Origin of the sequence: Aestuariivita sp. (assembly GCF_021404545.1) — a bacterium.
Classification (GTDB): Bacteria; Pseudomonadota; Alphaproteobacteria; order Rhodobacterales; family Rhodobacteraceae; genus Aestuariivita.
In genome coordinates this window covers 93,228-115,587 of the sequence record NZ_JAAWWD010000001.1, presented here as the reverse complement: position 1 = coordinate 115,587, position 22,360 = coordinate 93,228, and the positions used below count along the sequence as shown (strand labels likewise).

At 60.7% G+C, this 22,360-nt stretch carries 22 protein-coding genes; 13 read left to right on the top strand and 9 right to left on the bottom strand.

The annotated features are described in order from the left end of the window. Positions 1-876 carry a ParB/RepB/Spo0J family partition protein gene (locus HEP69_RS00575; RefSeq protein ID WP_290556564.1) on the top strand — a complete coding sequence of 292 codons (876 nt, stop codon included), beginning with the start codon at positions 1-3 and terminating at the stop codon, positions 874-876. On the opposite strand, the gene hemW is transcribed toward HEP69_RS00575, so the two are convergent. From hemW to rph, 3 genes are read right to left on the bottom strand one after another with little or no spacing between them, the layout of a single operon-like run. Further along, on the bottom strand, positions 873-2,030 hold the full coding sequence (hemW, locus tag HEP69_RS00570; protein WP_290556563.1) for a radical SAM family heme chaperone HemW: 1,158 nt from the start codon (positions 2,028-2,030) through the stop codon (positions 873-875). The two genes, HEP69_RS00575 and hemW, sit on opposite strands and share 4 nt — an antisense overlap. Continuing rightward, positions 2,023-2,634 (bottom strand): RdgB/HAM1 family non-canonical purine NTP pyrophosphatase, encoded by a 612-nt coding sequence (gene rdgB, locus HEP69_RS00565; protein WP_290556562.1) that lies wholly within the window; start codon positions 2,632-2,634, stop codon positions 2,023-2,025. The genes hemW and rdgB overlap by 8 nt, the downstream gene beginning before the upstream one ends. After that, positions 2,631-3,344: a ribonuclease PH gene (gene rph / locus HEP69_RS00560; protein ID WP_290556561.1), complete on the bottom strand. Its 714-nt coding sequence runs from the start codon at positions 3,342-3,344 to the stop codon at positions 2,631-2,633. The genes rdgB and rph overlap by 4 nt, the downstream gene beginning before the upstream one ends. A gap of 111 nt (positions 3,345-3,455) precedes the next feature. Between rph and hrcA the strand changes: the two genes are divergently transcribed. Continuing rightward, positions 3,456-4,520, top strand: coding sequence for a heat-inducible transcriptional repressor HrcA (hrcA, locus tag HEP69_RS00555; RefSeq protein WP_290556560.1), 1,065 nt, complete (start codon positions 3,456-3,458; stop codon positions 4,518-4,520). Positions 4,521-4,531: 11 nt separating this feature from the next. Next, positions 4,532-5,095, top strand: a complete 564-nt coding sequence (locus HEP69_RS00550; RefSeq protein ID WP_290556559.1) for a nucleotide exchange factor GrpE — start codon at positions 4,532-4,534, stop codon at positions 5,093-5,095. A 57-nt stretch (positions 5,096-5,152) separates the two neighbouring features. Here HEP69_RS00550 and mutS read toward each other — a convergent pair whose 3' ends face one another. After that, entirely contained in the window at positions 5,153-7,768 is a 2,616-nt protein-coding gene (gene mutS / locus HEP69_RS00545) for a DNA mismatch repair protein MutS (protein WP_290556688.1), read from the bottom strand. Between the two features lie 153 nt (positions 7,769-7,921). On the opposite strand from mutS, the gene HEP69_RS00540 reads away from it, so the two are divergent. Continuing rightward, positions 7,922-10,177, top strand: coding sequence for an NADP-dependent malic enzyme (locus HEP69_RS00540; protein ID WP_290556558.1), 2,256 nt, complete (start codon positions 7,922-7,924; stop codon positions 10,175-10,177). Further along, complete coding sequence (locus HEP69_RS00535; protein WP_290556557.1) at positions 10,177-11,052, top strand: ribokinase; 876 nt, start codon at positions 10,177-10,179, stop codon at positions 11,050-11,052. Before HEP69_RS00540 ends, HEP69_RS00535 begins: the two co-directional genes overlap by 1 nt. 6 nt (positions 11,053-11,058) lie before the next feature. Here HEP69_RS00535 and msrA read toward each other — a convergent pair whose 3' ends face one another. After that, positions 11,059-11,721, bottom strand: a complete 663-nt coding sequence (gene msrA, locus HEP69_RS00530; protein ID WP_290556556.1) for a peptide-methionine (S)-S-oxide reductase MsrA — start codon at positions 11,719-11,721, stop codon at positions 11,059-11,061. 147 nt (positions 11,722-11,868) lie between these two features. Here msrA and HEP69_RS00525 point away from each other — a divergent pair, with 147 nt between their 5' ends. Both HEP69_RS00525 and HEP69_RS00520 read left to right on the top strand, forming a co-directional pair. Beyond that, positions 11,869-12,777 carry a D-amino acid aminotransferase gene (locus HEP69_RS00525; protein WP_290556555.1) on the top strand — a complete coding sequence of 303 codons (909 nt, stop codon included), beginning with the start codon at positions 11,869-11,871 and terminating at the stop codon, positions 12,775-12,777. Continuing rightward, positions 12,777-13,475 carry an HAD family hydrolase gene (locus HEP69_RS00520; protein ID WP_290556554.1) on the top strand — a complete coding sequence of 233 codons (699 nt, stop codon included), beginning with the start codon at positions 12,777-12,779 and terminating at the stop codon, positions 13,473-13,475. Before HEP69_RS00525 ends, HEP69_RS00520 begins: the two co-directional genes overlap by 1 nt. Here HEP69_RS00520 and HEP69_RS00515 read toward each other — a convergent pair. Both HEP69_RS00515 and HEP69_RS00510 read right to left on the bottom strand, forming a co-directional pair. Continuing rightward, the gene (locus HEP69_RS00515; protein ID WP_290556553.1) at positions 13,465-13,749 is read right to left on the bottom strand and encodes an SCP2 sterol-binding domain-containing protein; all 285 of its coding nucleotides are present in this window, start codon (positions 13,747-13,749) and stop codon (positions 13,465-13,467) included. The two genes, HEP69_RS00520 and HEP69_RS00515, sit on opposite strands and share 11 nt — an antisense overlap. Before the next feature lie 72 nt (positions 13,750-13,821). Next, positions 13,822-15,048, bottom strand: a complete 1,227-nt coding sequence (locus HEP69_RS00510) for an argininosuccinate synthase (protein ID WP_290556552.1) — start codon at positions 15,046-15,048, stop codon at positions 13,822-13,824. Between the two features lie 107 nt (positions 15,049-15,155). On the opposite strand from HEP69_RS00510, the gene ilvA reads away from it, so the two are divergent. Together ilvA and HEP69_RS00500 are read left to right on the top strand one after the other, a co-directional pair. Continuing rightward, positions 15,156-16,382 (top strand): threonine ammonia-lyase IlvA, encoded by a 1,227-nt coding sequence (gene ilvA / locus HEP69_RS00505; RefSeq protein ID WP_290556551.1) that lies wholly within the window; start codon positions 15,156-15,158, stop codon positions 16,380-16,382. Positions 16,383-16,394: 12 nt separating this feature from the next. Further along, positions 16,395-17,207, top strand: a complete 813-nt coding sequence (locus HEP69_RS00500; RefSeq protein WP_290556550.1) for an SDR family oxidoreductase — start codon at positions 16,395-16,397, stop codon at positions 17,205-17,207. Positions 17,208-17,213: 6 nt separating this feature from the next. On the opposite strand, the gene HEP69_RS00495 is transcribed toward HEP69_RS00500, so the two are convergent. Then, complete coding sequence (locus HEP69_RS00495; RefSeq protein WP_290556549.1) at positions 17,214-17,612, bottom strand: Hpt domain-containing protein; 399 nt, start codon at positions 17,610-17,612, stop codon at positions 17,214-17,216. Positions 17,613-17,702: 90 nt separating this feature from the next. Here HEP69_RS00495 and HEP69_RS00490 point away from each other — a divergent pair, with 90 nt between their 5' ends. Further along, positions 17,703-18,986 carry a fused response regulator/phosphatase gene (locus HEP69_RS00490; RefSeq protein WP_290556548.1) on the top strand — a complete coding sequence of 428 codons (1,284 nt, stop codon included), beginning with the start codon at positions 17,703-17,705 and terminating at the stop codon, positions 18,984-18,986. Here the strand turns inward: HEP69_RS00490 and HEP69_RS00485 are convergent. Next, a complete protein-coding gene (locus HEP69_RS00485) occupies positions 18,983-19,420 on the bottom strand; it encodes an NUDIX hydrolase (protein WP_290556547.1) in 438 nt (145 codons plus the stop codon). The two genes, HEP69_RS00490 and HEP69_RS00485, sit on opposite strands and share 4 nt — an antisense overlap. A gap of 79 nt (positions 19,421-19,499) precedes the next feature. Here HEP69_RS00485 and HEP69_RS00480 point away from each other — a divergent pair, with 79 nt between their 5' ends. From HEP69_RS00480 to HEP69_RS00470, 3 genes are read left to right on the top strand one after another with little or no spacing between them, the layout of a single operon-like run. Further along, positions 19,500-20,489, top strand: a complete 990-nt coding sequence (locus HEP69_RS00480) for an Hsp33 family molecular chaperone HslO (protein WP_290556546.1) — start codon at positions 19,500-19,502, stop codon at positions 20,487-20,489. After that, positions 20,482-21,078, top strand: a complete 597-nt coding sequence (locus HEP69_RS00475) for a CoA pyrophosphatase (protein ID WP_290556545.1) — start codon at positions 20,482-20,484, stop codon at positions 21,076-21,078. The genes HEP69_RS00480 and HEP69_RS00475 overlap by 8 nt, the downstream gene beginning before the upstream one ends. Continuing rightward, complete coding sequence (locus HEP69_RS00470; protein WP_290556544.1) at positions 21,075-22,232, top strand: CCA tRNA nucleotidyltransferase; 1,158 nt, start codon at positions 21,075-21,077, stop codon at positions 22,230-22,232. The genes HEP69_RS00475 and HEP69_RS00470 overlap by 4 nt, the downstream gene beginning before the upstream one ends. Positions 22,233-22,360 lie beyond the last annotated feature (128 nt).

Sequence of the window (22,360 nt, the reverse complement as noted above, 5' to 3'; positions counted from 1 at the left end):
ATGGCAGACAAGAAAAGCAAGGCCCGGGGTTTGGGTCGCGGGCTGTCCGCCTTGATGGCGGATGTCCCCACCGAACCTGTCGAAACACAGGCGCCGCGGCCTGCGGATCAGCATGTTCCGATTGAAAAGGTTGAGGCCAATCCAGACCAGCCTCGCCGCCGCTTCTCCAAAGAGGCGTTGGATGAGCTGACCGCGTCTGTCCGGGAAAAGGGCATCATTCAGCCGCTGATCGTCCGGGTCAAAGGCGCGGGATACGAGATCGTCGCTGGAGAACGGCGCTGGCGGGCCGCTCAGCAGGCGCAACTGCATGAAGTCCCCGTCATCGTTCGAGATTTTGACGACACCGAAGTGCTCGAGGTTGCCATCATCGAGAACATCCAACGGGCCGACCTGAACCCGGTGGAGGAGGCGGCCGGGTATCGGCAGCTGATGGACCGCTTTGGTCATACCCAGGAAAAACTGGCCGAAGCCTTGGGCAAGAGCCGCAGTCATATTGCCAATCTGATGCGCCTCTTAACCCTGCCGGACGTAGTCCAGGAGATGTTGCAGGAAGGGCATCTGAGCGCCGGTCACGCGCGGGCCCTGATCACATCCGATGATCCGATTTCATTGGCGCAGATGGTTGTCAAAAAGGGCCTTTCGGTTCGAGAGACGGAGAAGCTGGCGAAATCTCAAACCACGCCGCGGACGAGACCGACCCGCACCGCGCCTGAAAAGGACGCCGATACCAAGGCGTTGGAAGGGGATTTGTCCGCTACTTTGGGGTTGAATGTACAGATCGAACATCGACCAGGTCAGGAGGCAGGCCAGATAACGATCAAGTATGAAAGCCTTGAAGACCTTGATACGCTGTGCCGGTTGCTCAGCGGTTCCTAGTCCGCTGCCAGTTCTGTAATGATGGTGTTTAAGATCATAAGCCCTTGATTTGTAACAGATAATCGGTCAAGAGTGGCATTAATCATGCCCAAATCGACCAAATGTTCAACGGTTTGAGGATTGAAATCCTGACCACTCATCCGCTGGTATCTGGCCCGATCAATCCCATCGCGTACTCTCATTCCCATAAGCAGGTATTCCCGCGCCTGGTCCTTGGGTGACACAGGTTCGCGCACGGTTTCGGCGCCCCCCCGTTCTGCTGCGTGCAGCCAGGCGCCGGGCATGCGGGTGCATTCGGTAGCATACCGTGTGCCATCCACCGTGATCCGCCCATGGGCGCCGGGACCGATCCCGGCATAATCCCCATAGCGCCAATAGATCAGGTTGTGGCGCGATTCCGCGCCTGGGTGGGCATGGTTCGAGACCTCGTAATTCAGCATGCCAGCCTGCGCACACAGATTTTGCGTGACATCGTACATGTCAGCCGCGCTATCGTCGTCGGGCAGGCCCCGCAGCTTGCCCAGCGCATAGCGATCGCCAAAGGCGGTGCCGTCCTCAATGGTGAGCTGGTAGAGCGATAGGTGATCAATCGCCAGTGTCAGAGCCTGTTTCAGCTCGGCCTCCCACGCTTGCACCGTTTGATCCTGCCGGGCATAGATCAGGTCGAAACTGACCCGATCAAAAAGACTTCGTGCGAGGTCAAAGGCCGCCATCGCCTCGGCGGCCGAATGTATGCGGCCCAATCTTTGTAGATCCCGATCATTCAGTGCCTGTATCCCCATAGAGATGCGATTGACGCCCGCATCGCGGAACCCGCGAAACTTCCCGGCCTCAACCGAGCCAGGATTGGCCTCCAAGGTGATCTCGGGCGCATTGGCCATCGGCCAAAGCTGTTTCACGTGATCCAGAATGGCCGCAACCGTTTCGGGCGCCATCAGACTGGGGGTGCCGCCGCCAAAAAAGATCGTGTTCAGGATCCTGTTTGGCAGCTCGGCCGCGACACGATCCAGCTCACGAATATAGGCTCTGACCCAGCGTGATTGATCGATATCGCGCACCACGTGGCTGTTGAAATCGCAATAGGGGCATTTGGCTTGGCAAAATGGCCAATGGATATAAAGGCCAAAGCCTCCGTTCTGCCAATCTTCAGTCAAAGCAGCCCGCGACGAGTTTGCGGAAAGCGTCGGCCCGGTGGCTGATTGTGTTCTTTTCCCAGCGGTCCATCTGACCGAATGTCAGATCATGGCCGTTGGGTTGAAAGACCGGATCATATCCATGCCCCTGATCGCCGCGCATGGGCCAGACGATCTTGCCTTCCATGACGCCGGGGAACACCTCGTCATGACCATCGGGCCAGGCCAGAACCAGGGTGCAGCAAAACCGCGCGCTGCGCGGATGGGGAGCGTTCATCGCCTCCAGCTCATCATGGGCGCGGGTCATGGCCATCACGAAGTCACGGCCCTGAGGCGTTTCGGCCCAATCGGCTGTATAGACACCTGGCGCCCCGTTCAGCGCGTCAATTTCGATGCCGGAATCGTCCGAAAGAGCGGGCAGGCCGGTGGCTTGGGCCGCTGCATGGGCTTTGATCCGGGCATTTCCGACGAAAGTGGTTTCGGTTTCTTCCGGTTCGGGCAGGTTCATCTCTGCGGCGCCCACGACACTGACGCCATAAGGCTCCAGCAGATGCGCGATCTCTTCCAGCTTGCCTTGATTATGGGTCGCCACCAAAAGCCGGTCGCCGGTGAACTTGCGTGTCATGCAGTGGCGGCCCTTTGCGCTGCGGCCAGTTCTTCCACGCCTTTTTCGGCCAGGTCCAGCATCTGGTTCATCTGATCGCGGGAATAGGTCGATCCCTCGGCGCTCATCTGAACCTCGATCAGGCGTTTGGCGCCGGTCATGATAAAGTTGCCATCCACGCCGGCCTCGGAATCCTCGGGATAATCGAGATCGAGAACGGCTTGCCCGGCATAGACCCCACAGCTGACCGCCGCGACCGGATCGAGGAGGGGGTCACTGATCACGTCACCGGCTTTCATCAGTTTGTTTACCGCCAGGCGCAGGGCGACCCAACCGCCGGTGATCGCGGCGCAACGGGTTCCGCCATCGGCCTGAAGCACATCGCAATCAACGGTGATCTGCCGTTCGCCCAGCGCGACACGGTCCACACCTGCGCGCAGCGACCGACCGATCAGGCGCTGGATCTCGACCGTGCGTCCGCCTTGTTTTCCGCTGGTTGCCTCACGGCGCATCCGTGTGTTGGTTGCGCGCGGCAGCATTCCATATTCCGCCGTCACCCAACCCAGGCCCGATCCCTTGATAAAGGGGGGGACACGCTCCTCAATCGTGGCAGTACAAAGTACATGCGTTTCGCCCACCTTGATCAGGCAGGACCCTTCGGCATGTTTCGTGAAGCCGGTTTCGATTGAAACCGCGCGCATTTCACTTAGATCTCGTCCTGAGGGTCGCATGGATTTTCCTTTTTTACCTTGGGCGGAGATACCGCCGGGGGGGTCGATGATGCAAGCCCGATTGACCTTTGCGACACGTCGATTTTAATGGCAGCCCAGTGAAGGATCGGTATGTCAGACGCATCACATCTGCTGGACGAGATGAACGACCGCTCGCGCGAGGTGTTTCGGCGGGTTGTTGAATCCTATCTGGAAAACGGCGACCCTGTGGGCTCGCGCACGTTGTCCCGCACCCTGAGTGAAAAGGTCAGCGCCGCGACGATCCGCAATGTCATGCACGATCTGGAGTATCTGGGCCTGCTGGACAGTCCACATGTCAGTGCGGGCCGCGTGCCCACCCAGCTGGGCCTGCGGATGTTCGTCGATGGACTGCTTGAGGTGAGCAACCTGGACGATGACGATCGCGAGAGAATCGACGCGACAGTTACCAGCAATGCGCAGGACGTCGGTTCGATGCTCGACAGGGTAGGCTCGGCGCTGTCCGGGGTGACGCGCGGCGCGTCTTTGGTGTTGACCCCCAAACGCGAAGCGGCGCTGAAACACATCGATTTTGTCTCACTGGCGCAGGATCGCGCCCTGGTGGTCTTGGTGTTTTCCGACGGGCATGTGGAGAACCGTCTCTTTACCCCGCCTCCCGGTCACACGCCGTCCTCGATGCGGGAGGCGTCGAATTTCCTCAATGCGCTGATTGACGGCAAGACGCTTGGCGATCTGCGCGGCGTGATCCAGTCAGAGATTTCGCACCGCAGACAGGAGATCGACCAGTTGGCTCGGGCGATGGTCGAATCGGGTCTGGCCATCTGGGACGGGGAAGAGACGGAAAGCGCGCGTTTGATCGTGCGCGGTCGATCGAACCTGTTGGAGACAGAAGGCGCCGAGGAAGAGCTGGAGCGTATTCGCGTGCTCTTTGACGACCTGGAGCGCAAACGCGATATCGCTGATTTCCTGGAACTCACGGAAGATGGCGAAGGTGTCCGCATTTTTATCGGCTCAGAGAACAAACTTTTTTCACTTTCGGGTTCCTCTCTGGTGGTGTCTCCATATATGAACGCGGATCGTAAGATCATCGGTGCTGTGGGGGTAATCGGCCCCACCCGTCTGAACTATGGACGGATCGTGCCGATTGTCGATTACACGGCACAGCTGGTCGGGCGATTGATATCCGACCGGAACTAGAGGTTTGAGGAATGGCAGAGCCCAAAGAAAACGACTTTCTCGACGATGTGAGCGAGGCCGAGGCCGAGGCCCTGGCAGACGAGATGGCAGAAATCTCGGATGAGGAGGCTGAATTGGACGCGCTGCGCGCCGAACGCGACGATTACAAAGACAAGTTCATGCGCGCCCTGGCCGAGACTGAGAATGCGCGCAAACGGTCCGACAAGGCGCGGCGTGAGGCCGAGCAATATGGCGGTGCCAAGCTCGCGCGGGATATGCTGCCGGTGTATGACAATCTTAAACGCGCGCTGGATGCCGCCGGAGAGAACCAGCGCGCCGCCGCGGCCGCGCTGATCGAAGGGGTCGAATTGACCATGCGGGAGCTTTTGAACGTCTTTAAAAAGCACGGGATCGAAGTGATCACCCCAAAGGTCGGCGACAGATTCGATCCGCAGCATCACGAGGCGATGTTCGAGGCCCCGGTGCCTGGCACCAAGGCCGGAGAGATCATTCAGGTCTCGGCCGAAGGGTTCATGCTGTCGGACCGGCTGCTCAGGCCCGCGCAGGTTGGGGTGTCGTCCAATACTGGCGGATGATGCGCCAGCCGCTGATGGCGTGTAGCGTATTTGAGCGAGAAGAAGCGCAGGGGCCGATCAGGATTTGGCCGCCTCTTTGAGTTTGTAGACCAGGTTTAGTGCTTCTTTCGGTGTCAGCTCATCGGGATGAATTTGGTCGATCATCTCGTCGAGCGGGGACGTCCGGCTGGGTGGCGCCGGTGGCGGGACCGCGGAAAACAGCGGAAGATCGTCGATGATCGCCTTTTGGGTCGATCCGCCTTCGCGTTCGCCTTTCTCGAGCGCATCCAAGACCACCCGGGCGCGCTCCACCACAGATTTCGGTAGCCCGGCCAGTTGGGCAACCTGCACACCATAGCTCCGATCGGCAGCGCCCTTGCGCACTTCATGCAGGAAGATGACCTCGCCCTCCCACTCCTTGACCGCGACGGTCGCGTTTTCGACATGGGCCAGCTTACCGGCAAGTGCGGTCAGTTCATGATAATGGGTCGCAAACAGTGCGCGGCACAGGTTGACCTCGTGCAGGTGCTCCAGCGTTGCCCAGGCGATAGAGAGCCCATCATAGGTGGCGGTGCCGCGCCCGATTTCATCCAGGATGACCAAGGCCCGGTCATCGGCCTGGTTCAGGATCGCTGCGGTCTCGACCATTTCGACCATAAAGGTCGAGCGGCCCCGCGCCAGATCGTCGGACGCGCCCACACGGCTGAAAATCTGGCTGACCATGCCGATATGCGCCGCCTCTGCCGGGACATAGCTGCCCATCTGTGCCAAAAGTGCAATCAGCGCGTTCTGTCGTAGGAAGGTCGATTTACCCGCCATGTTGGGCCCGGTCAAAAGCCAGATCGCCGATCCATCCTCGGCCGTCAGGGTACAGTCATTGGCAATGAAACTGCCACCGCCTTGCCGTTTCAAGGCCTGTTCGACGACAGGGTGCCGTCCGCCAGAGATCGCAAAGCTGCGGGAGGTGTCGATGACCGGCAGGCACCAGTTTTCGGCCTTGGCAAGATCCGCCAGAGAAGCGGCCAGATCAATCTCTGCCAAGGCCCGTGCGGTGGCGTTTATCGTCGCGGCTGAGTCTAGAATTGTGCCAGACAGCCTTTCATAGAGCCGCTTTTCGATATCAAGGGCGCGACCTCCGGCACTGAGGATCTTTGTTTCCATCTCTGACAGGGGAAGGGTGGTGAAACGGACCTGGTTGGCCGTGGTCTGACGGTGAATGAACGTGTCCGACAGGGGTGGGGACAGCATCCTGTCCGCATGGGTTGCGGTGGTTTCGATGAAATAGCCCAGCACATTGTTGTGCTTGATCTTCAGCGACGGGATACCGGTTTGGGCGATATAGTCCTGCTGCATTCCGGCGATGACGGATCGCCCCTCGTCGCGCAGCGTGCGAGCGTCGTCCAGCTCGGGCTCGAACCCGTCGGCGATGAAGCCGCCATCGCGCGCCAGAAGGGGCGGTTCGGCGATCAACGCCTGATCCAGCAGGTCGATCAGCGCGTCATGCCCGGTCAGATCGCCCGCAGCGTCTGTCAAAAGCGGTGGCAGGTCGAGGGGCTCAGCATCTTTCGCGATCCGATCGGCCTGGATGAGACCGGTGCGGATCGCCGCCAGATCGCGGGGCCCACCCCGACCCAGCGACAGCCGTGACAGCGCCCGGTCCAGATCCGGCACCTTGCGCAGCATGTTCCGGATCGTGTCGCGCGTGGAGGCGTCCTCAACAAAGAATGTAACAGCAGCGAGGCGCCCGCTCACCATCTCAGGATCGCGCGAGGGGCTGGAAAGCCGTTGCTCCAGCAATCGCGCGCCGCTTGCGGTTGTCGTGCGATCCATGACCGACAAAAGCGACCCGGCGCGCCCACCGGACAGCGCCTGGGTCAGTTCCAGATTGCGGCGCGTGGCGGCATCAATCTGGACAACGCGGTCCTGCGCCTCGCGCTGTGGGGGGCGGAGCAAGGGGAGTTTGCCCTTTTGCGTGATGTCAAGGTAATCGACAAGCGCACCCATGGCCGAAACCTCTGCCCGTCCGAATGGTGCAAAGGCGTCGAGCGTGCCAACCGAGAACAGAGTACAAAGCCGCTTTTCGGCGTTTGCGCTGTCAAAGCTGGACCGCGAGAGCGGCGTCATTGGAACGCTCATGTCAGACACCAAGTCGCACAGGTCGTTCTCTGCCGCCTCGGAGAGGATCAACTCGGACGGCGCAAGACGGGCCAGTTCCGGGCTCAGCCGGACGGGGGTGAGCGGCATCACGTGAAACGCCCCGGTCGAGATATCGGCCCAGGCCAGGGCGGCCTCTCCCCGGATATCGACATAGGCGGCGAGAAAGTTGTGGCGCCGCGCCTCAAGCAGTGCGTCTTCGGTCAGCGTGCCGGGGGTCACCAGGCGGACCACACCTCGCTTGACCACCGATTTGGATCCGCGCTTTTTCGCCTCTGCCGGGCTTTCCATCTGCTCGCAGACGGCTACGCGGAACCCTTTGCGGATCAGGGTCAGCAGATACCCTTCGGCGGCATGTACCGGAACGCCGCACATCGGGATGTCGGCGCCGTCATGTTTGCCACGTTTGGTCAGCGCGATATCTAGGGCTTCGGCCGCGGCGACGGCATCGTCAAAGAACATCTCATAGAAATCGCCCATGCGATAAAAGAGGAGCGCATCGACATGACCCTCCTTTATCTCAAGATATTGCGCCATCATGGGCGTGACGTTGCTCACGCAGATCCCCCGGTGTTCCGTTCGCGCGACCTTACAAATCACGTCCCGCGCGCGAAAGGCGAAAACGCAATCCCGTTGAGACCCGAGGGACGCTAAGCTATGAGGCTAAAACCGCATCAGGGAGTGGCAGAACAGATGGCCAAGAACAAGATCACGTCCGAAGAGGCCTTGGCCTTTCACCTTGAACCCGCACCGGGCAAGTTCGAGATCCAGGCCACAGTGCCGATGACGACTCAGCGGGATCTGTCGCTTGCCTATTCACCGGGTGTCGCTGTGCCGTGCCAGGCGATCGCCGAAAACCCCGAAACGGCGTATGACTATACCAACAAGGGCAACCTCGTGGCGGTGATCACCAACGGGACGGCGGTTCTGGGTCTGGGAAATCTCGGTGCGCTGGGCTCCAAACCGGTGATGGAGGGCAAGGCGGTCCTCTTCAAACGGTTCGCGGACGTGAACTCCATTGATATCGAGCTTGATACCGAGGATCCCGATGAGTTTTGCCGCGCCGTGCGGCTGATGGGACCGACATTCGGGGGTATCAACCTGGAAGACATCAAGGCGCCGGAGTGTTTCATCATCGAACAGCGTCTGAAGGAGGAGATGGATATCCCGGTCTTCCACGATGATCAGCATGGCACCGCGGTGATCTGCGCTGCAGGGCTGATCAATGCGCTGCATCTGTCAGGCAAAAAGATCGAGGAAGTGCGCATCGTTCTGAACGGCGCGGGTGCGGCTGGGATCGCCTGTCTGGAACTGCTCAAGGCGATGGGGGCGCGGCATGAGAATTGCATCATGTGCGACACCAAGGGCGTGATCTACCAGGGCCGCACAGAAGGCATGAACCAGTGGAAATCGGCGCATGCGGTCAAGACCGAGATGCGCACGCTGGATGATGCCATGAACGGTGCCGACGTATTTCTGGGTGTCTCGGCCAAGGGCGCCGTGACGCAGGATATGGTCGCGTCGATGGCCGACAACCCGGTGATCTTTGCCATGGCCAACCCAGACCCTGAGATCACGCCGGAAGAGGCACATGAGGTGCGCGTCGATGCCATCGTCGCCACCGGGCGATCGGATTATCCCAATCAGGTGAACAACGTTCTGGGTTTTCCCTATCTCTTTCGCGGCGCGCTGGATATCCACGCCCGCGCGATCAATGACGAGATGAAGATCGCCTGCGCCCACGCCCTTGCCGCGCTGGCGCGCGAAGATGTGCCGGATGAGGTGGCCCTGGCCTATGGCAAAAGTCTTGCCTTCGGGCGCGATTACATCATTCCGACACCGTTCGACCCGCGGCTGATCCACCGCATTCCGGTTGCTGTCGCGCGCGCGGGTATGGATACCGGCGCGGCGCGCCGTCCGATCATCGACATGGACGCGTATGAGGTCAGCCTCAAGGCCCGGATGGATCCGACGGCCAGTATCCTGCGCGGCCTCAATGCGCGTGCGCGCGCAGCGCAGGCCCGTATGATCTTTGCCGAAGGGGACGATCCGCGTGTGCTGCGTGCCGCAGTCACCTATCAGCGTTCCGGTCTGGGTAAGGCGCTGGTCGTGGGCCGGTCCGACGACGTCAAGGCCAAGCTGGAGCAGGCGGGCCTTGGCGATGCGGTGCGCGAGATCGAGGTGGTCAATGCCGCCAATACCGCACATCTGGACACCTATAAGGCGTTTCTCTTTGATCGGCTCCAGCGCAAGGGGTTCGATCGCCAGGATATTCACCGGCTGGCGGCGCGCGACCGGCACGTGTTCGCCTCGCTGATGCTGGCGCATGGGCATGGCGACGGGCTGGTGACCGGGGCGACGCGCAAAAGCGCGCATGTGCTCGACCGGATCAACCAGGTGTTCGATGCGGATGCGGCCCATGGCGCGGCCGGTATCACCGCGCTGCTGCACAAAGGCCGGATCGTTCTGATCGCTGACACATTGGTGCATGAATGGCCAGATGACGAGGATCTGGCCAATATCGCAGAGCGTGCCGCCGATGTGGCCCGCCACATGGGTCTGGAGCCGCGCGTGGCCTTTGTCAGCTTTTCCACCTTTGGGTACCCGGTGTCCGAGCGGGCCGAAAAGATGCACCAGGCGCCCAGAGTTCTGGAGCGGCGCGGCGTCTCGTTTGAGTATGAGGGCGAGATGACCGTCGATGTGGCTTTGAACGAACAGGCACAGGCGCAGTACCCGTTCTGCCGCCTTTCGGGCCCTGCAAACATCCTTGTGGTGCCTGCGCGGCATTCGGCCAGTATCTCGGTCAAGCTGATGCAGGAGATGGGCGGCGCCACAGTGATCGGTCCGATCCTGACAGGGGTCGACAGGCCGATCCAGATTTGCTCCACGGTGGCGACGGCGAATGACATTTTGAACATGGCCGTTCTGGCCTCGTGCGAGATTGGCTGATGACGATCTGGAACCTCGGCTCGATCAACCTCGACCTGGTCTATGGGATGGATCGCCTGCCGGGTCGGGGTGAGACGGTTTCGGCCGCGACCAAAGCCGAGTTTCTGGGCGGCAAGGGCGCGAACATGTCTGTGGCCGTGGCCCGGGCGGCGGCCCGCGTGTGCCATATCGGGGCAGTCGGGGCGGATGGGCGCTGGGCGGTGGAGCGCTTGATGGAATACGGCGTTGATACCGGCCATATCGTGCAGGTCGACGTGCCAACCGGTCACGCCATTGTCGCGGTCGAAGGATCGGGCGAGAATCAGATCATCATCTTTCCCGGAGCAAATCGAGACATCCCGGTCGAGCGGCTAAGAGCGGCTCTGACACAGGCACAAACCGGCGATTTTCTGGTGATGCAGAATGAAACAAATGCCCAGATTGAGGCGGCGCGCCTGGGCCACGACATGGGGTTGACGGTCTGTTATGCTGCCGCCCCGTTCGAGGCTGGAGCGGTTCAAGCCGTCCTTGCGTATCTGGACTTGCTGATCCTGAATGCGGTGGAGGCGGAGCAGCTGGAACACGCGCTGGGCCGCCCGGTCACCGATCTGGCGGTGCGTGATGTGATCGTAACGCTGGGCGCCCGGGGCGCGCGGTGGATCAGCACCGAAAGGGGCTCCGATCAGGTATTCGCCGCGCGACAGGTCCAGGCGGTTGATACGACTGGCGCGGGTGACACGTTTACCGGATATGTTCTGGCCGGGCTGGATCGGGGCATGCCGATGCCGCAGGCGATCTCTCAGGCAGTGCTTGCGGCGTCGATCATGGTGACGCGGCGTGGAACGGCGGATGTGATCCCCGATCTCAAGGACCTCCAGGATCTGATACAGGACTAAGGCGCCTCAGCCATCGGCAAAGGGCGCGGCACTGCCCCAAAGTTCCCGCACGCGTTGATCGCGACCACAGGCCTCCCGATAGAACTTATAGGCGTTCGCTTTGCTCTTGGGACCGGCTCGGGTGATGATCAGACCTCGGCTTTTATAGTAATCCTGATGATAGGCCTCGGCCTCATAAAACGGGGCGATGTCGCGCACCGGGGTCACAATTGACTGGCCAAGCTCTTTTTGTGCTTTGGCAAGGATGGCTCGGGCCCGTTCGCTTTCCTGCGGGTTAGAGACGAATATCGCGGTGGTATAGGAAAAACCGCGATCACAGAACTGACCGCCCGCGTCCGTCGGATCAACGGAGCGGATGAATTTACTCAACAGCTCATCGCGCGTTACGATCGAGGGATCGAACTGGATTTGCACGGCCTCCACATGACCGGTGTCACCGCCTACCACCTGCTTATACGTGGGGTTGGATATAGATCCGCCGGTAAACCCCGAGATCACCTCCGATACGCCCGGAACCTTCTCGAAATCGGCCTCGACGCACCAGAAACATCCGCCCGCGACGGTCAATGTCTCGGTCTGGGCGGCATGCGCCTCATTCGCTTTCACAACCAGGCCCATCATGATCAGAACACTCAGGACAAGCGGCTTGATGTTGTTGGCAAGTGTCATGGCTAAAACCTCCGATGTCTTCACAGACTGCCGGGTGAACCGCCTTCGCGCAATTGCCTGACACCGAATGTCACAGGCTGGTGACAGGATTTTACCACTTGGCAGTTGCGATCCTCAGGCCTAGCGTGCCCAAAATCGGAGGGGTCGATGGATCACAAAGTCACCACACATCAGGCCGAAGAAGACGCCCGCAACGATCAGATCCTGATCTATGTCGACGGGCGCATCTTGCCCAAGGCACAGGCCACGGTCAGCGTCTATGACAGCGGGTTCATGCTGGGCGATGGCGTGTGGGAGGGGCTGCGCCTTTATGATGGGACCTGGGCGTTTCTGGATGCCCATATCGACCGGTTGTTCGAGGCCGCCAAGGCCATTGATCTGGACATTGGGTTGGATCGGAATGGCGTGATTTCCGCTTTGTTAGAGACACAACACGCCAATCAGATGACCACAGACGCCCATGCGCGGCTGATGGTGACCCGCGGGGTGAAACACAGACCCTTCCAGCATCCGGGCCTCAGCCGGTCCGGGCCGACGATGGTGATCATCATGGAGCATTCGCGCCCCTCGATCCCGCGTCCGATCCGCTTGGCCACCGTGCCGCATCTGCGCGGGTTGCCAATGACGCAGGATCCCAAACTGAACTCCCATTCCAAACTGAACTGCATCCTGGCCTGTATTGCGGCCGAGAAAGCCGGCGCCGACGAAGCGTTGATGCTGGATGTGCATGGGTTCGTGAACACGACCAACGCCTGCAACTTCTTCATCGTCCGCGGCCGAGAGGTTTGGACCTCTACCGGGGATTACTGCATGAACGGGATCACGCGGGCCAAGGTGATCGATCTGTGCCGTGCCAATGACATTCCGGTGTTCGAGCGGAACTATTCCCTGGTCGACACCTATGGCGCGGACGAGGCGTTTCTGACCGGCACGTTTGGCGCGCAAACTCCGGTTGCCGAAATCGACGGCCGCCAGATCGGGACCGGAGAGATGGGGCCGGTCACGAAACGGCTGCGTGAGCTTTATAAGGATCTGATCGTGCAGGAGTGTGCCTGATGCGGATTGCGATGTGGTCGGGGCCGCGCAATCTTTCTACGGCAATGATGTATGCCTTTGGCGGCCGGTCCGATTTCGCGGCTTGGGATGAGCCGTTCTATGCCGCCTATCTGTGCCATAGTGGGATCGACCACCCCATGCGCGCAGAGATCTTGGCGGCTGATGAAACTGATCCAGAGGCTGTTGCGGCGCGCTGTTCAGACTCTATCCCTAGGCGAAAGCCGCATTTCTATATGAAGCATATGGCGTTTCATATGCTCGATGGCTTTCCCCTGGATTGGGCAGAGGCATGCGTGAACATACATCTGATCCGCCATCCCGCCCGAGTCGTGGCGAGCTATGCGACCAAACGTGAGAACCCGACGCTCGACGATATCGGGTTTCGTCAGCAGGTCGAGATTTTCAACCGGTTTCCGGGGCCTGTCATCGACAGCTTTGATATCCGCCGCGACCCTGAAGGCATGCTGGTCAAGCTGTGCGCAGCGATTGATCTGCCCTGGGATCCCGCGATGCTGCGCTGGCAGGCGGGACCGAAACCTTGGGACGGTGTCTGGGCAAGACATTGGTACGGGGCGGTCCACCGCTCCACCGGGTTCGCAGGAGCCGAAGAGGATTTGCCCCAGTTAGAGCCTGAAATGGCCCATGTAGCGGACATGGCGATGCCATATTACAATCGGCTGGCCGCACTCAGGATTTGAGCAGATCCCCCAGTTTCATCGCCACCGCCGGGTTCCCCGATATCTTGATCTTGCCCATCATCACGGCGGTCATCGGGTTAAGCTTGCCCATGAGCAGTTTCGACAAGTTCTCAGGCGACAGGCTGAGCGTACAATCGGTTTCCTGATCGACATCCGTCGCCGTACCGTCGGCCAGAACGATCACGCCGTCGGCCCCGCAATCAAATTTCAGACTGCCGTTAAAGGGGCGGTTTTCCAGCCCCTTTTGCAGTTTCGGCAAGATCTCGGACAGCATGGTGTACCCTTCCCCCTTGAATCCTCTTGGGGATAGGCGCTGTCTCCGCATTCGGGCAAGCCTAACGAAAGGTCACCCTTTGAGCCGACGTTCCCGTGCGGCAAGCAGTTTCAGCCGCAGCGCGTTAAGCTGGATGAACCCGGCGGCGTCTTTCTGATCATAGGCTCCGGCGTCTTCCTCGAACGTGACATGCGCCTCGGAATAAAGGCTATGATCCGACCAGCGACCGACGCAGCGGGCGCTGCCTTTATAGAGCTTCAGGCGAACGGTGCCGGTCACGTGGGTCTGGCTGGCGTCAATGGCGGCTTGCAGCATTTCGCGCTCGGGCGAGAACCAGAAGCCGTTATAGATCAGTTCGGCATAACGCGGCATCAGATCGTCCTTGAGATGCGCGGCACCCCGGTCCAGCGTGATGGATTCGATGCCGCGATGCGCCTCCAGCAAAAGGGTTCCGCCGGGGGTTTCATAGATACCACGGGATTTCATGCCGACAAACCGGCCCTCGACCAAGTCAAGACGGCCACATCCGTGTTTGCCGCCAAGTTCATTCAACTTGGTCAGCACCGTGGCGGGCGACATTGCCTCGCCATTGACCGACACGGCATCGCCCCGCTCGAACCCGATCTCGACATATTCGGGAGTATCGGGGGCGTCTTCGGGATGCACCGTGCGCTGATAGACGTAATCGGGCGCCATTTCCCCGGGGTCTTCGAGGACTTTCCCCTCGGACGAGGTGTGCAGCAGGTTCGCATCCACCGAAAACGGCGCCTCGCCCCGTTTGTCCTTGGCAATTGGGATCTGGTTCTTCTCGGCGAAGTCGATCAGTTTCGTGCGGCTGGTCAGGTCCCATTCCCGCCAGGGCGCGATCACCTTGATGTCGGGGTTCAGGGCATAGGCCGCCAGTTCGAAACGCACCTGATCGTTGCCTTTGCCGGTGGCTCCGTGCGAAACGGCATCGGCGCCGGTTTCGGCGGCAATCTCGACCAGCCGTTTGGAGATCAGGGGCCGAGCGATGGACGTGCCCAGCAGATAGAGCCCTTCATAGACCGCATTGGCACGAAACATCGGGAACACGAAATCGCGCACGAACTCTTCGCGCACATCTTCGATATAGATGTTTTCGGCCGGTATCCCCAGCATCAGAGCCTTTTCGCGCGCCGGGTCCAGCTCCTCTCCCTGGCCCAGATCGGCGGTAAAGGTCACCACCTCGCAGCCATATTCCGTCTGCAACCATTTCAGGATGATCGACGTGTCGAGACCGCCGGAATAGGCAAGGACAACTTTTTTGGGCGCGGACATGGGGCTTCCCTTTTTGGCTTGGAACGGCTGGCTGTTAACGGGTTTTCACGCCCCGGACAAGGCGGCGCGCGCTTGCGTTGTGTGGCGGGCTGCGCCAGACAGGGCAAATGACGGAATTTCGCGACAGGGCCCGCGCGGCCACAGACCAGATGCGCCCGGTGTTCGATGCAACGCCGCTGCAACTCAACGCCCATCTGTCGGAGCGGTTCGGCGCCGATATCTGGTTGAAGCGCGAGGATCTGAGCCCCGTGCGGTCCTACAAGCTGCGCGGTGCGTTCAATGCGATGCGCAAGCTGCCCGGTCAAAAGCTGTTTGTGTGCGCCAGTGCGGGCAATCACGCGCAGGGCGTGGCCTATATGTGCAAGCATTTCGGGGTGCGCGGTGTGATCTTTATGCCGGTGACCACACCGCAGCAGAAGATCCTGAAAACCCGGATGTTCGGCGGCGACACGGTCGAGATCACGCTGGTGGGGGATTACTTCGATGACACGCTCGCCTCAGCGCAGGCATATGCCGCCGAGCAGGGCGGGCATTTCCTGTCGCCCTTTGACGATCCGGATGTGATCGAAGGGCAGGCCTCCGTCGCGGTGGAGATCGAGGCGCAGCTTGGCGGCGCGCCGGACTACATCGTGTTGCCGGTCGGCGGGGGCGGCATGTCATCGGGGGTTGCGACCTATTTCGGCGATCAGACCTATCCGTTCTTTGTGGAACCCAAGGGCGGTGCTTGCCTGCGCGCCGCATTGGCGGCGGGGCATCCCACGACCCTGGATCACGTGGATACCTTTGTTGATGGCGCCGCGGTAGGCCGGATCGGAGAGCGCACGTTCAACCTGTTGAAGCACACACCCATCCGTGACGCGCTGGTGTTGGAGGAGGATCGCATCTGCACCACGATTATCGAGATGCTGAATGTCGAGGGGATCGTCCTGGAACCCGCAGGGGCCTTGGCTGTCGAGGCGCTGGGCGATGTCGCGCGGCAGGTGCGTGGCAAATCGGTTGTCTGTGTCACCTCGGGCGGAAACTTTGATTTCGAGAGGTTGCCGGAGGTGAAGGAGCGCGCACAACGCTACTCCGGGACCAAGAAATACTTTATCCTCCGCCTGCCGCAGCGGCCAGGCGCACTCAAGGAGTTTCTTGGCATTCTGGGTCCCGATGACGATATCGCGCGGTTCGAATACCTCAAGAAATCGGCGCGCAATTTCGGGTCTGTCCTGATTGGAATCGAAACCTCCTCGCCCGAGAATTTCGACAGGCTTTTCGCCCATCTCCATGACGCAGGGTTCACCTATACCGACATCACCAATGATGAGACAGTGGCCCAGTTTGTGATCTGAGGGAGGGATGGCATGGACGTTTCGGGCAAGAATGTGATCATCACCGGCGGGGCCAGCGGCATTGGTGCGGCGCTGGCCCGCAAGATGGGGGAGGCGGGTGCGCGGGTTGTCGTGGCCGACCTCGATGGCGCGGCTGCCGTGACCTTGGCAGAGGAGATTGGCGGCCTGGGTCTTGCATGTGATGTCACACAGGAGGCAGATATTCAGGCCGTTGTCGCCGCGACCGAAGACCGGTTCGGTCAGGTGGATATCTTTGTCTCTAACGCGGGTCTTGGACGGGGTGAGCCGTCGCATGCCGCCTCTGCCGATAACGCAGTTTGGCAGTTGCAATGGGACGTCCATGTGATGAGCCATGTCTTCGCCGCACGCGCGGTGCTGCCCGGGATGATCGCGCGTGGGGACGGGTATCTTGTCAATATGGCGTCTGCTGCCGGGCTGCTTAGCCAGATTGGCGATGCGGCCTATACGGCGACGAAACATGCCGCCGTGGCTTTCGCGGAGTCGCTGGCTATCGGTCATTTCGATGACGGGGTAAAGGTGTCTGTGATCTGTCCGCAATATGTGGCGACCCCGCTGATTGGCTTAAGTGCCGAGGATGCCGCCAATACCCCCGCCCTGCGCACCCCCGAACAGGTGGCCCAAAGCGTAATGCAGGGAATTGCTGAAGAGCGGTTCATGATCCTGCCGCATGCCGAGGTTGCGCAGTTCGAGCAGTTGCGGGCCACCGATCGGGATCGCTGGTTGCACGGTATGCGCGGATTGCGTGCCAAAGCCCTGCGCGATCTGGGTGGTCTCAAGCTCGACCAGTTCTACAAGCTGATGTAGCCGCGCTCAGGCGGCCAGGCGTCTGGGCAGTTCGTCGAGAAACTGTGCCCTCGCGGTGTCGAACAGCCTCACGACCTGGGTCAGATCGAACTGATCGGCCTGACCTGCGGCGGCCTCACGCTCTCCCTTCAGGCAGAGGGATGACAGATCGGCGAAGCCCAGGTTTAGGGCGCCGTTCTTCAGCGAATGCAGATCATGCTCAAGATCGGCAATAACTGGCGCGTCGCGCAGTTTGTCGATAATCTCCTGCACTTCCTCAAGGAAGATCTCGACGACTTCATCAAATGCCTCTGCCCCGATATCGTTGCGCAGAGAGTTCACCCGGTCCCAGTCGATCATGGCCCCACCCATATCAAAGAGGGTCAGCGTGGAATCAAAGGCTGAACACTTGGTAAAGAACAGCATTTGAACGACTCCAATTTTTCGGTTCACCGCTGATTAATACGATGACCTCAGACTGCGACCTTATTCTCCATCATGATAGGCAGGCAGACCGTGTCAGGCAGCGCGCAGTACACTCAGAATACGACCCGAGGAGAGGGTGTTGTCCCCTCGATCCAGCGGATTTTGGTCGTGGACGACAGCCTTCTGGAACGGCGTATCATCTCGGCGTCCCTGCGCCGGTGGGGGTATGACGTGCAAGAGGCGCAGAATGCGCAGGTTGCGCTTGAGATGTGCCGGCAGACCAACCCCGACCTGATCCTGAGCGACTGGATGATGCCAGGCATGTCGGGGCCGGAATTCTGCAAGGTCTTTCGCACGATGTCGCGGGAGAGATATGGGTATTTCATCCTCCTGACCTCCAAGAGCGACGCAACCGAGGTGGCGCATGGGTTGAACGCGGGCGCGGATGATTTCCTGACCAAGCCGGTGAACGCCGACGAGTTGCAGGCGCGTATCGTGGCGGGGGATCGGATTTTGCGGATGGAGAGGGAGCTGTCGGACAAAAACCGGGTCATTTCGGAGACGCTGGCGCGGTTGCAGGATGTTTATGACAAGATCGACGCCGATCTGATGCAGGCACGTAAGATCCAGCAATCGTTGGTGCCGCGCCTGGAACAGAATTTTGGTCCGTCTCGTGTCAGCCTTCTGTTGAAACCGTGCGGTCATATCGGGGGCGATCTGGTCGGTATGTTCTCTCCCAGCCGAAACAGGGTCGGGTTTTACAACATCGACGTGTCGGGTCACGGGATCACCTCGGCGATGATGACCGCACGGCTGGGAAGCTACCTCAGCGGCACGCATATCGAACAGAATATCGCGGTGGAACGCCGGTTCGACCGGGCCTATGCGCTCAAGGAACCGTCCGAGGTGGCCGCACAGCTGAACGCCCGTCTCAACGCGGATACGGTGATCGAGGAGTACTTTACCATCGCCTATGCCGTGGCGGATCTGTCCACCGGACGTGTACGGCTGGTTCAGGCGGGGCACCCGCATCCGCTGTTGCTGCGCAAGGATGGTGGATCGGAATTCGTCGGAGAAGGCGGCGTCCCCATCGGCCTCCTGCCCAATGCGGAGTTTACCCAGATCGAGCTCCAGATGGAGATTGGGGATCGATTGCTGCTTTATTCCGACGGGCTGACCGAGTGTCTGGACAAAAACGGCGAGATGTTGGGAGAATCGGGATTTCTTGACCTGGTCAACCGTACCCGCTCAGCCAGCGGGCGGGAGTTTCTGGATGACCTGTTTTGGCACCTGACCGACAGAATGCACAGCCAAGACGGGATGGCGGATGACGTCTCGGCCACTCTTTTCGAATATCTGGGCCCTGCGCCCTAGGCACCGAACTGCCTTGCAAAATGGCGATCGCCCGCATTTCCAAGGACGCGGGTCGCGGTGTCGGGGGTGGCCCAGAGCACTTCATGATCCGCCTCCAACGGCGGGCCCAATTGCCGCGTCGGGTGGGCAAGATAGATGTGGCACAGCTTTTCCGCCCAGAGATCGTATTCCGGCATGAACACAAACCGCCGAAACGCGCCCAGGCGGCGGGGTCGGGCGATATGCCAGCCGGTTTCTTCATAGACTTCGCGATGCAGCGCGCAGAGTGGCGTTTCGCCTGGATCAATGCCACCGCCAGGCAATTGGATGTCTGGCGGATCGGCGATCTGAACTGTCAGCAACAGGGCCCCGTTGCGCGGCAAAACGGCATAGGCGCCGGGTCTGAGGATGTATCTCTGTCCCTTTTGTGGGGCCGAGCCAAAACGTCTGATCATATCGGCTTGCCTCTTTTCACGCCCCTTGATGGGCTTATATAGGCGCGATATGCCAATAGACAGGCACCAAGGAAACCCCATGACACGTGGATCTCAAATCGTGTGGGACGATACTGTCCTGCCCTTCCAGCTTGATGCGTCGGACATGCGCGGGCGCATTGCGCGGCTTGACGGTGTGTTGACCGGTATTCTCAAGCAACATGACTATCCCTCGCAGGTCGAGGCACTGGTCGCCGAGATGGCCTTGTTGACCACGCTGATCGGCCAGACTGTCAAACTGCGCTGGAAATTGTCGCTTCAGGTTCAGTCCAAGGGTGCTGTGCGGATGATTGCCACCGATTATTATGCCCCGGGCACGGATGGTGCTCCCGCCCAGGTGCGTGCCTATGCCAGCTATGATGCGGACCGGCTGACCGATGGCGCGCCCTTCGATCAGGTGGGCGACGGGTATTTCGCGATCATGATCGATCAAGGAGAGGGCACAGCGCCCTATCAGGGCATCACACCCCTGTCCGGTGGATCCCTGTCGGCCTGTGCCGAGGCCTATTTCGCCCAGTCCGAACAGTTGCCCACGCGGTTTTCTTTGTCCTTTGGCCTTTCCCAACGGCCGGGATCCGATCCGCAGTGGCGTGCCGGGGGCATCATGTTGCAGCATATGCCCAAAGCCTCGCCATTCGTGGCCAGCAGTGAGGGGTCGGGGGACATCCTGACTGCGTCGGATCTGGTGGATGGCGATGGGGGAGAGAATTGGAACCGCGCCAACATCCTGCTCGACACCGTCGAGGATATCGAGCTGATCGGCCCGACGATCCCGCCCACAGATCTGCTGGTGCGGCTCTTTCACGGAGAGCAGCCGCGCGTTTACGATGCGCAGGCGGTTCGGTTCGGATGTACATGCTCGGAGGATCGCGTACGCCAAAGCCTGTCGATCTATTCGGCGCGCGACATCGAGAAGATGACCACAGATGAGGGGCGGGTGACCGCCGATTGCCAGTTCTGTGGGGCGCATTACGATCTGGATCCGCAAACATTGGGATTCGAAGCGGAAAAGACGGCGTCAGGTGAGTGATCTTGAGACACGGCTCAGGGCGGCGATTGCGCGGCCGGGAGAGGATTCGTCGGATTTCGAGTTGAACCCCGACATCAAGCTCCCGCCCGGCCGACGATTGCGGCCTGCGGGCGTGTTGATCGGGATCACCACTTTTGAAGACGCGCCGCGCGTGCTGCTCACCAAACGCTCCTCGGCTCTCAAACACCATCCGGGGCAGATCGCCTTTCCCGGTGGCAAGCAGGATGAGAGCGATGCCGACGTCACCGCCGCTGCGTTGCGCGAGGCGCGAGAAGAGATTGGTCTGCCTGAAAGCGCTGCCCGTGTTCTGGGAACCCTGCCAACCCATGAGACGGTGACCAGTTTCTTGATCACCCCGGTGATCGCCCTGATCGACCGGCCGTTCCAGATCGTGGCGGAACCGGGTGAGGTGGACGAGGTCTTCTCGACACCTTTACCGCATCTGACCGAGCGCGCGAATTATCTGATCGAATCGCGTCGCTGGCGTGGCATACGGCGGCAGTATCACACCGTGCCATACGGCCCCTACTACATCTGGGGCGCAACCGCGCGTATTCTGCGCGGGTTGGCGGCACGGATGGATGAATGACACGCGACAGACCCGACTGGCTGACGCAGCCTAAGACCCAGGCAGTGTGCGCGGCCCTGACGCAGGATGGCGCGCAGGCGCTGTTTGTCGGTGGCTGCGTGCGAAACTGGCTTTTGGGCGTGCCGGTCCGCGATATCGACATCGCGACCGATGCGACGCCCGACCGGGTCATCGCGCTGGCCCGTGCCGCCGGGCTGCGCTCGGTGCCCACCGGGATCGATCATGGGACGGTCACCGTGGTCTCGGGCGGCATCCCGCATGAGGTGACGACCTTTCGTCGCGACATCGAAACGGACGGGCGCCATGCGGTCGTTACCTTTTCAACCGATGTGGCCGAGGATGCGGCACGCCGCGATTTCACCATGAACGCGATTTACGCCACGCCCGCCGGAGAGCTTCTGGACCCCCTTCACGGTCTGCCGGATCTCAGGGCGCGGTGCGTGCGCTTTATCGGCCGGGCCGAGGATCGCATTCGGGAGGATTATCTGCGGTCGCTGAGATTCTTCCGGTTTCATGCCTGGTATGGCGATCCGCATGCCGGGATGGATGCCGATGCGCTGGCTGCGATCGCAGTGAATCTGGATGGGCTTGAGTGTTTGTCGCGCGAGCGGATCGGAGCAGAGATGCTGAAATTGCTGGGGGCGCCGGACCCTGCCCCCGCAGTGGCCGTGATGCGCCAGACCGGCGTGCTGCGGGCAATCCTGCCGGGCGCCGATGACACGGCGCTCGGGCCCTTGGTTCACATGACCGATGGCGCGGATCCGATTCTGCGCCTCGCCGCGCTGGGCCGAGGGTTTGATGTGACCCTTCGGTTGAGCAAAGCGCAGGCCCGGCGTGCGGCCCTGTTGCGGGACGCCGCCGAACAGGGCAACGCGCCGGTACTGGGATTTCACCTTGGTGCCAAAGACGCCTGTGCCGCGCTTTTCCTGCGGGCCGCCCTGATGGGTCAACCCGTCAACCCCCAGGATCTGGTGGCCGCGCAGCACGCCGCAGATCAGGTTTTCCCCCTCAAAGCCGCAGATCTCATGCCGGGTATCCGGGGCCAGGAGTTGGGCAGCATGCTCAAGAAACTCGAGGCCGACTGGATCGCCTCGGGCTTTGCCTTGACGCGCGCGGACTTGCTGGCGCGTGCCACGGGGAACAAAGGGGGGTGACTTGGGCGGCGATCTGTCGTAATCGGGTGCCCACACCATGACGGAGGGACACTGCATGTATCACGGTATCTGGCTAATCTAGGCCCAGACACGCTCGTGATTTGACGAGGGTGCGCTGGCGCTGCCCT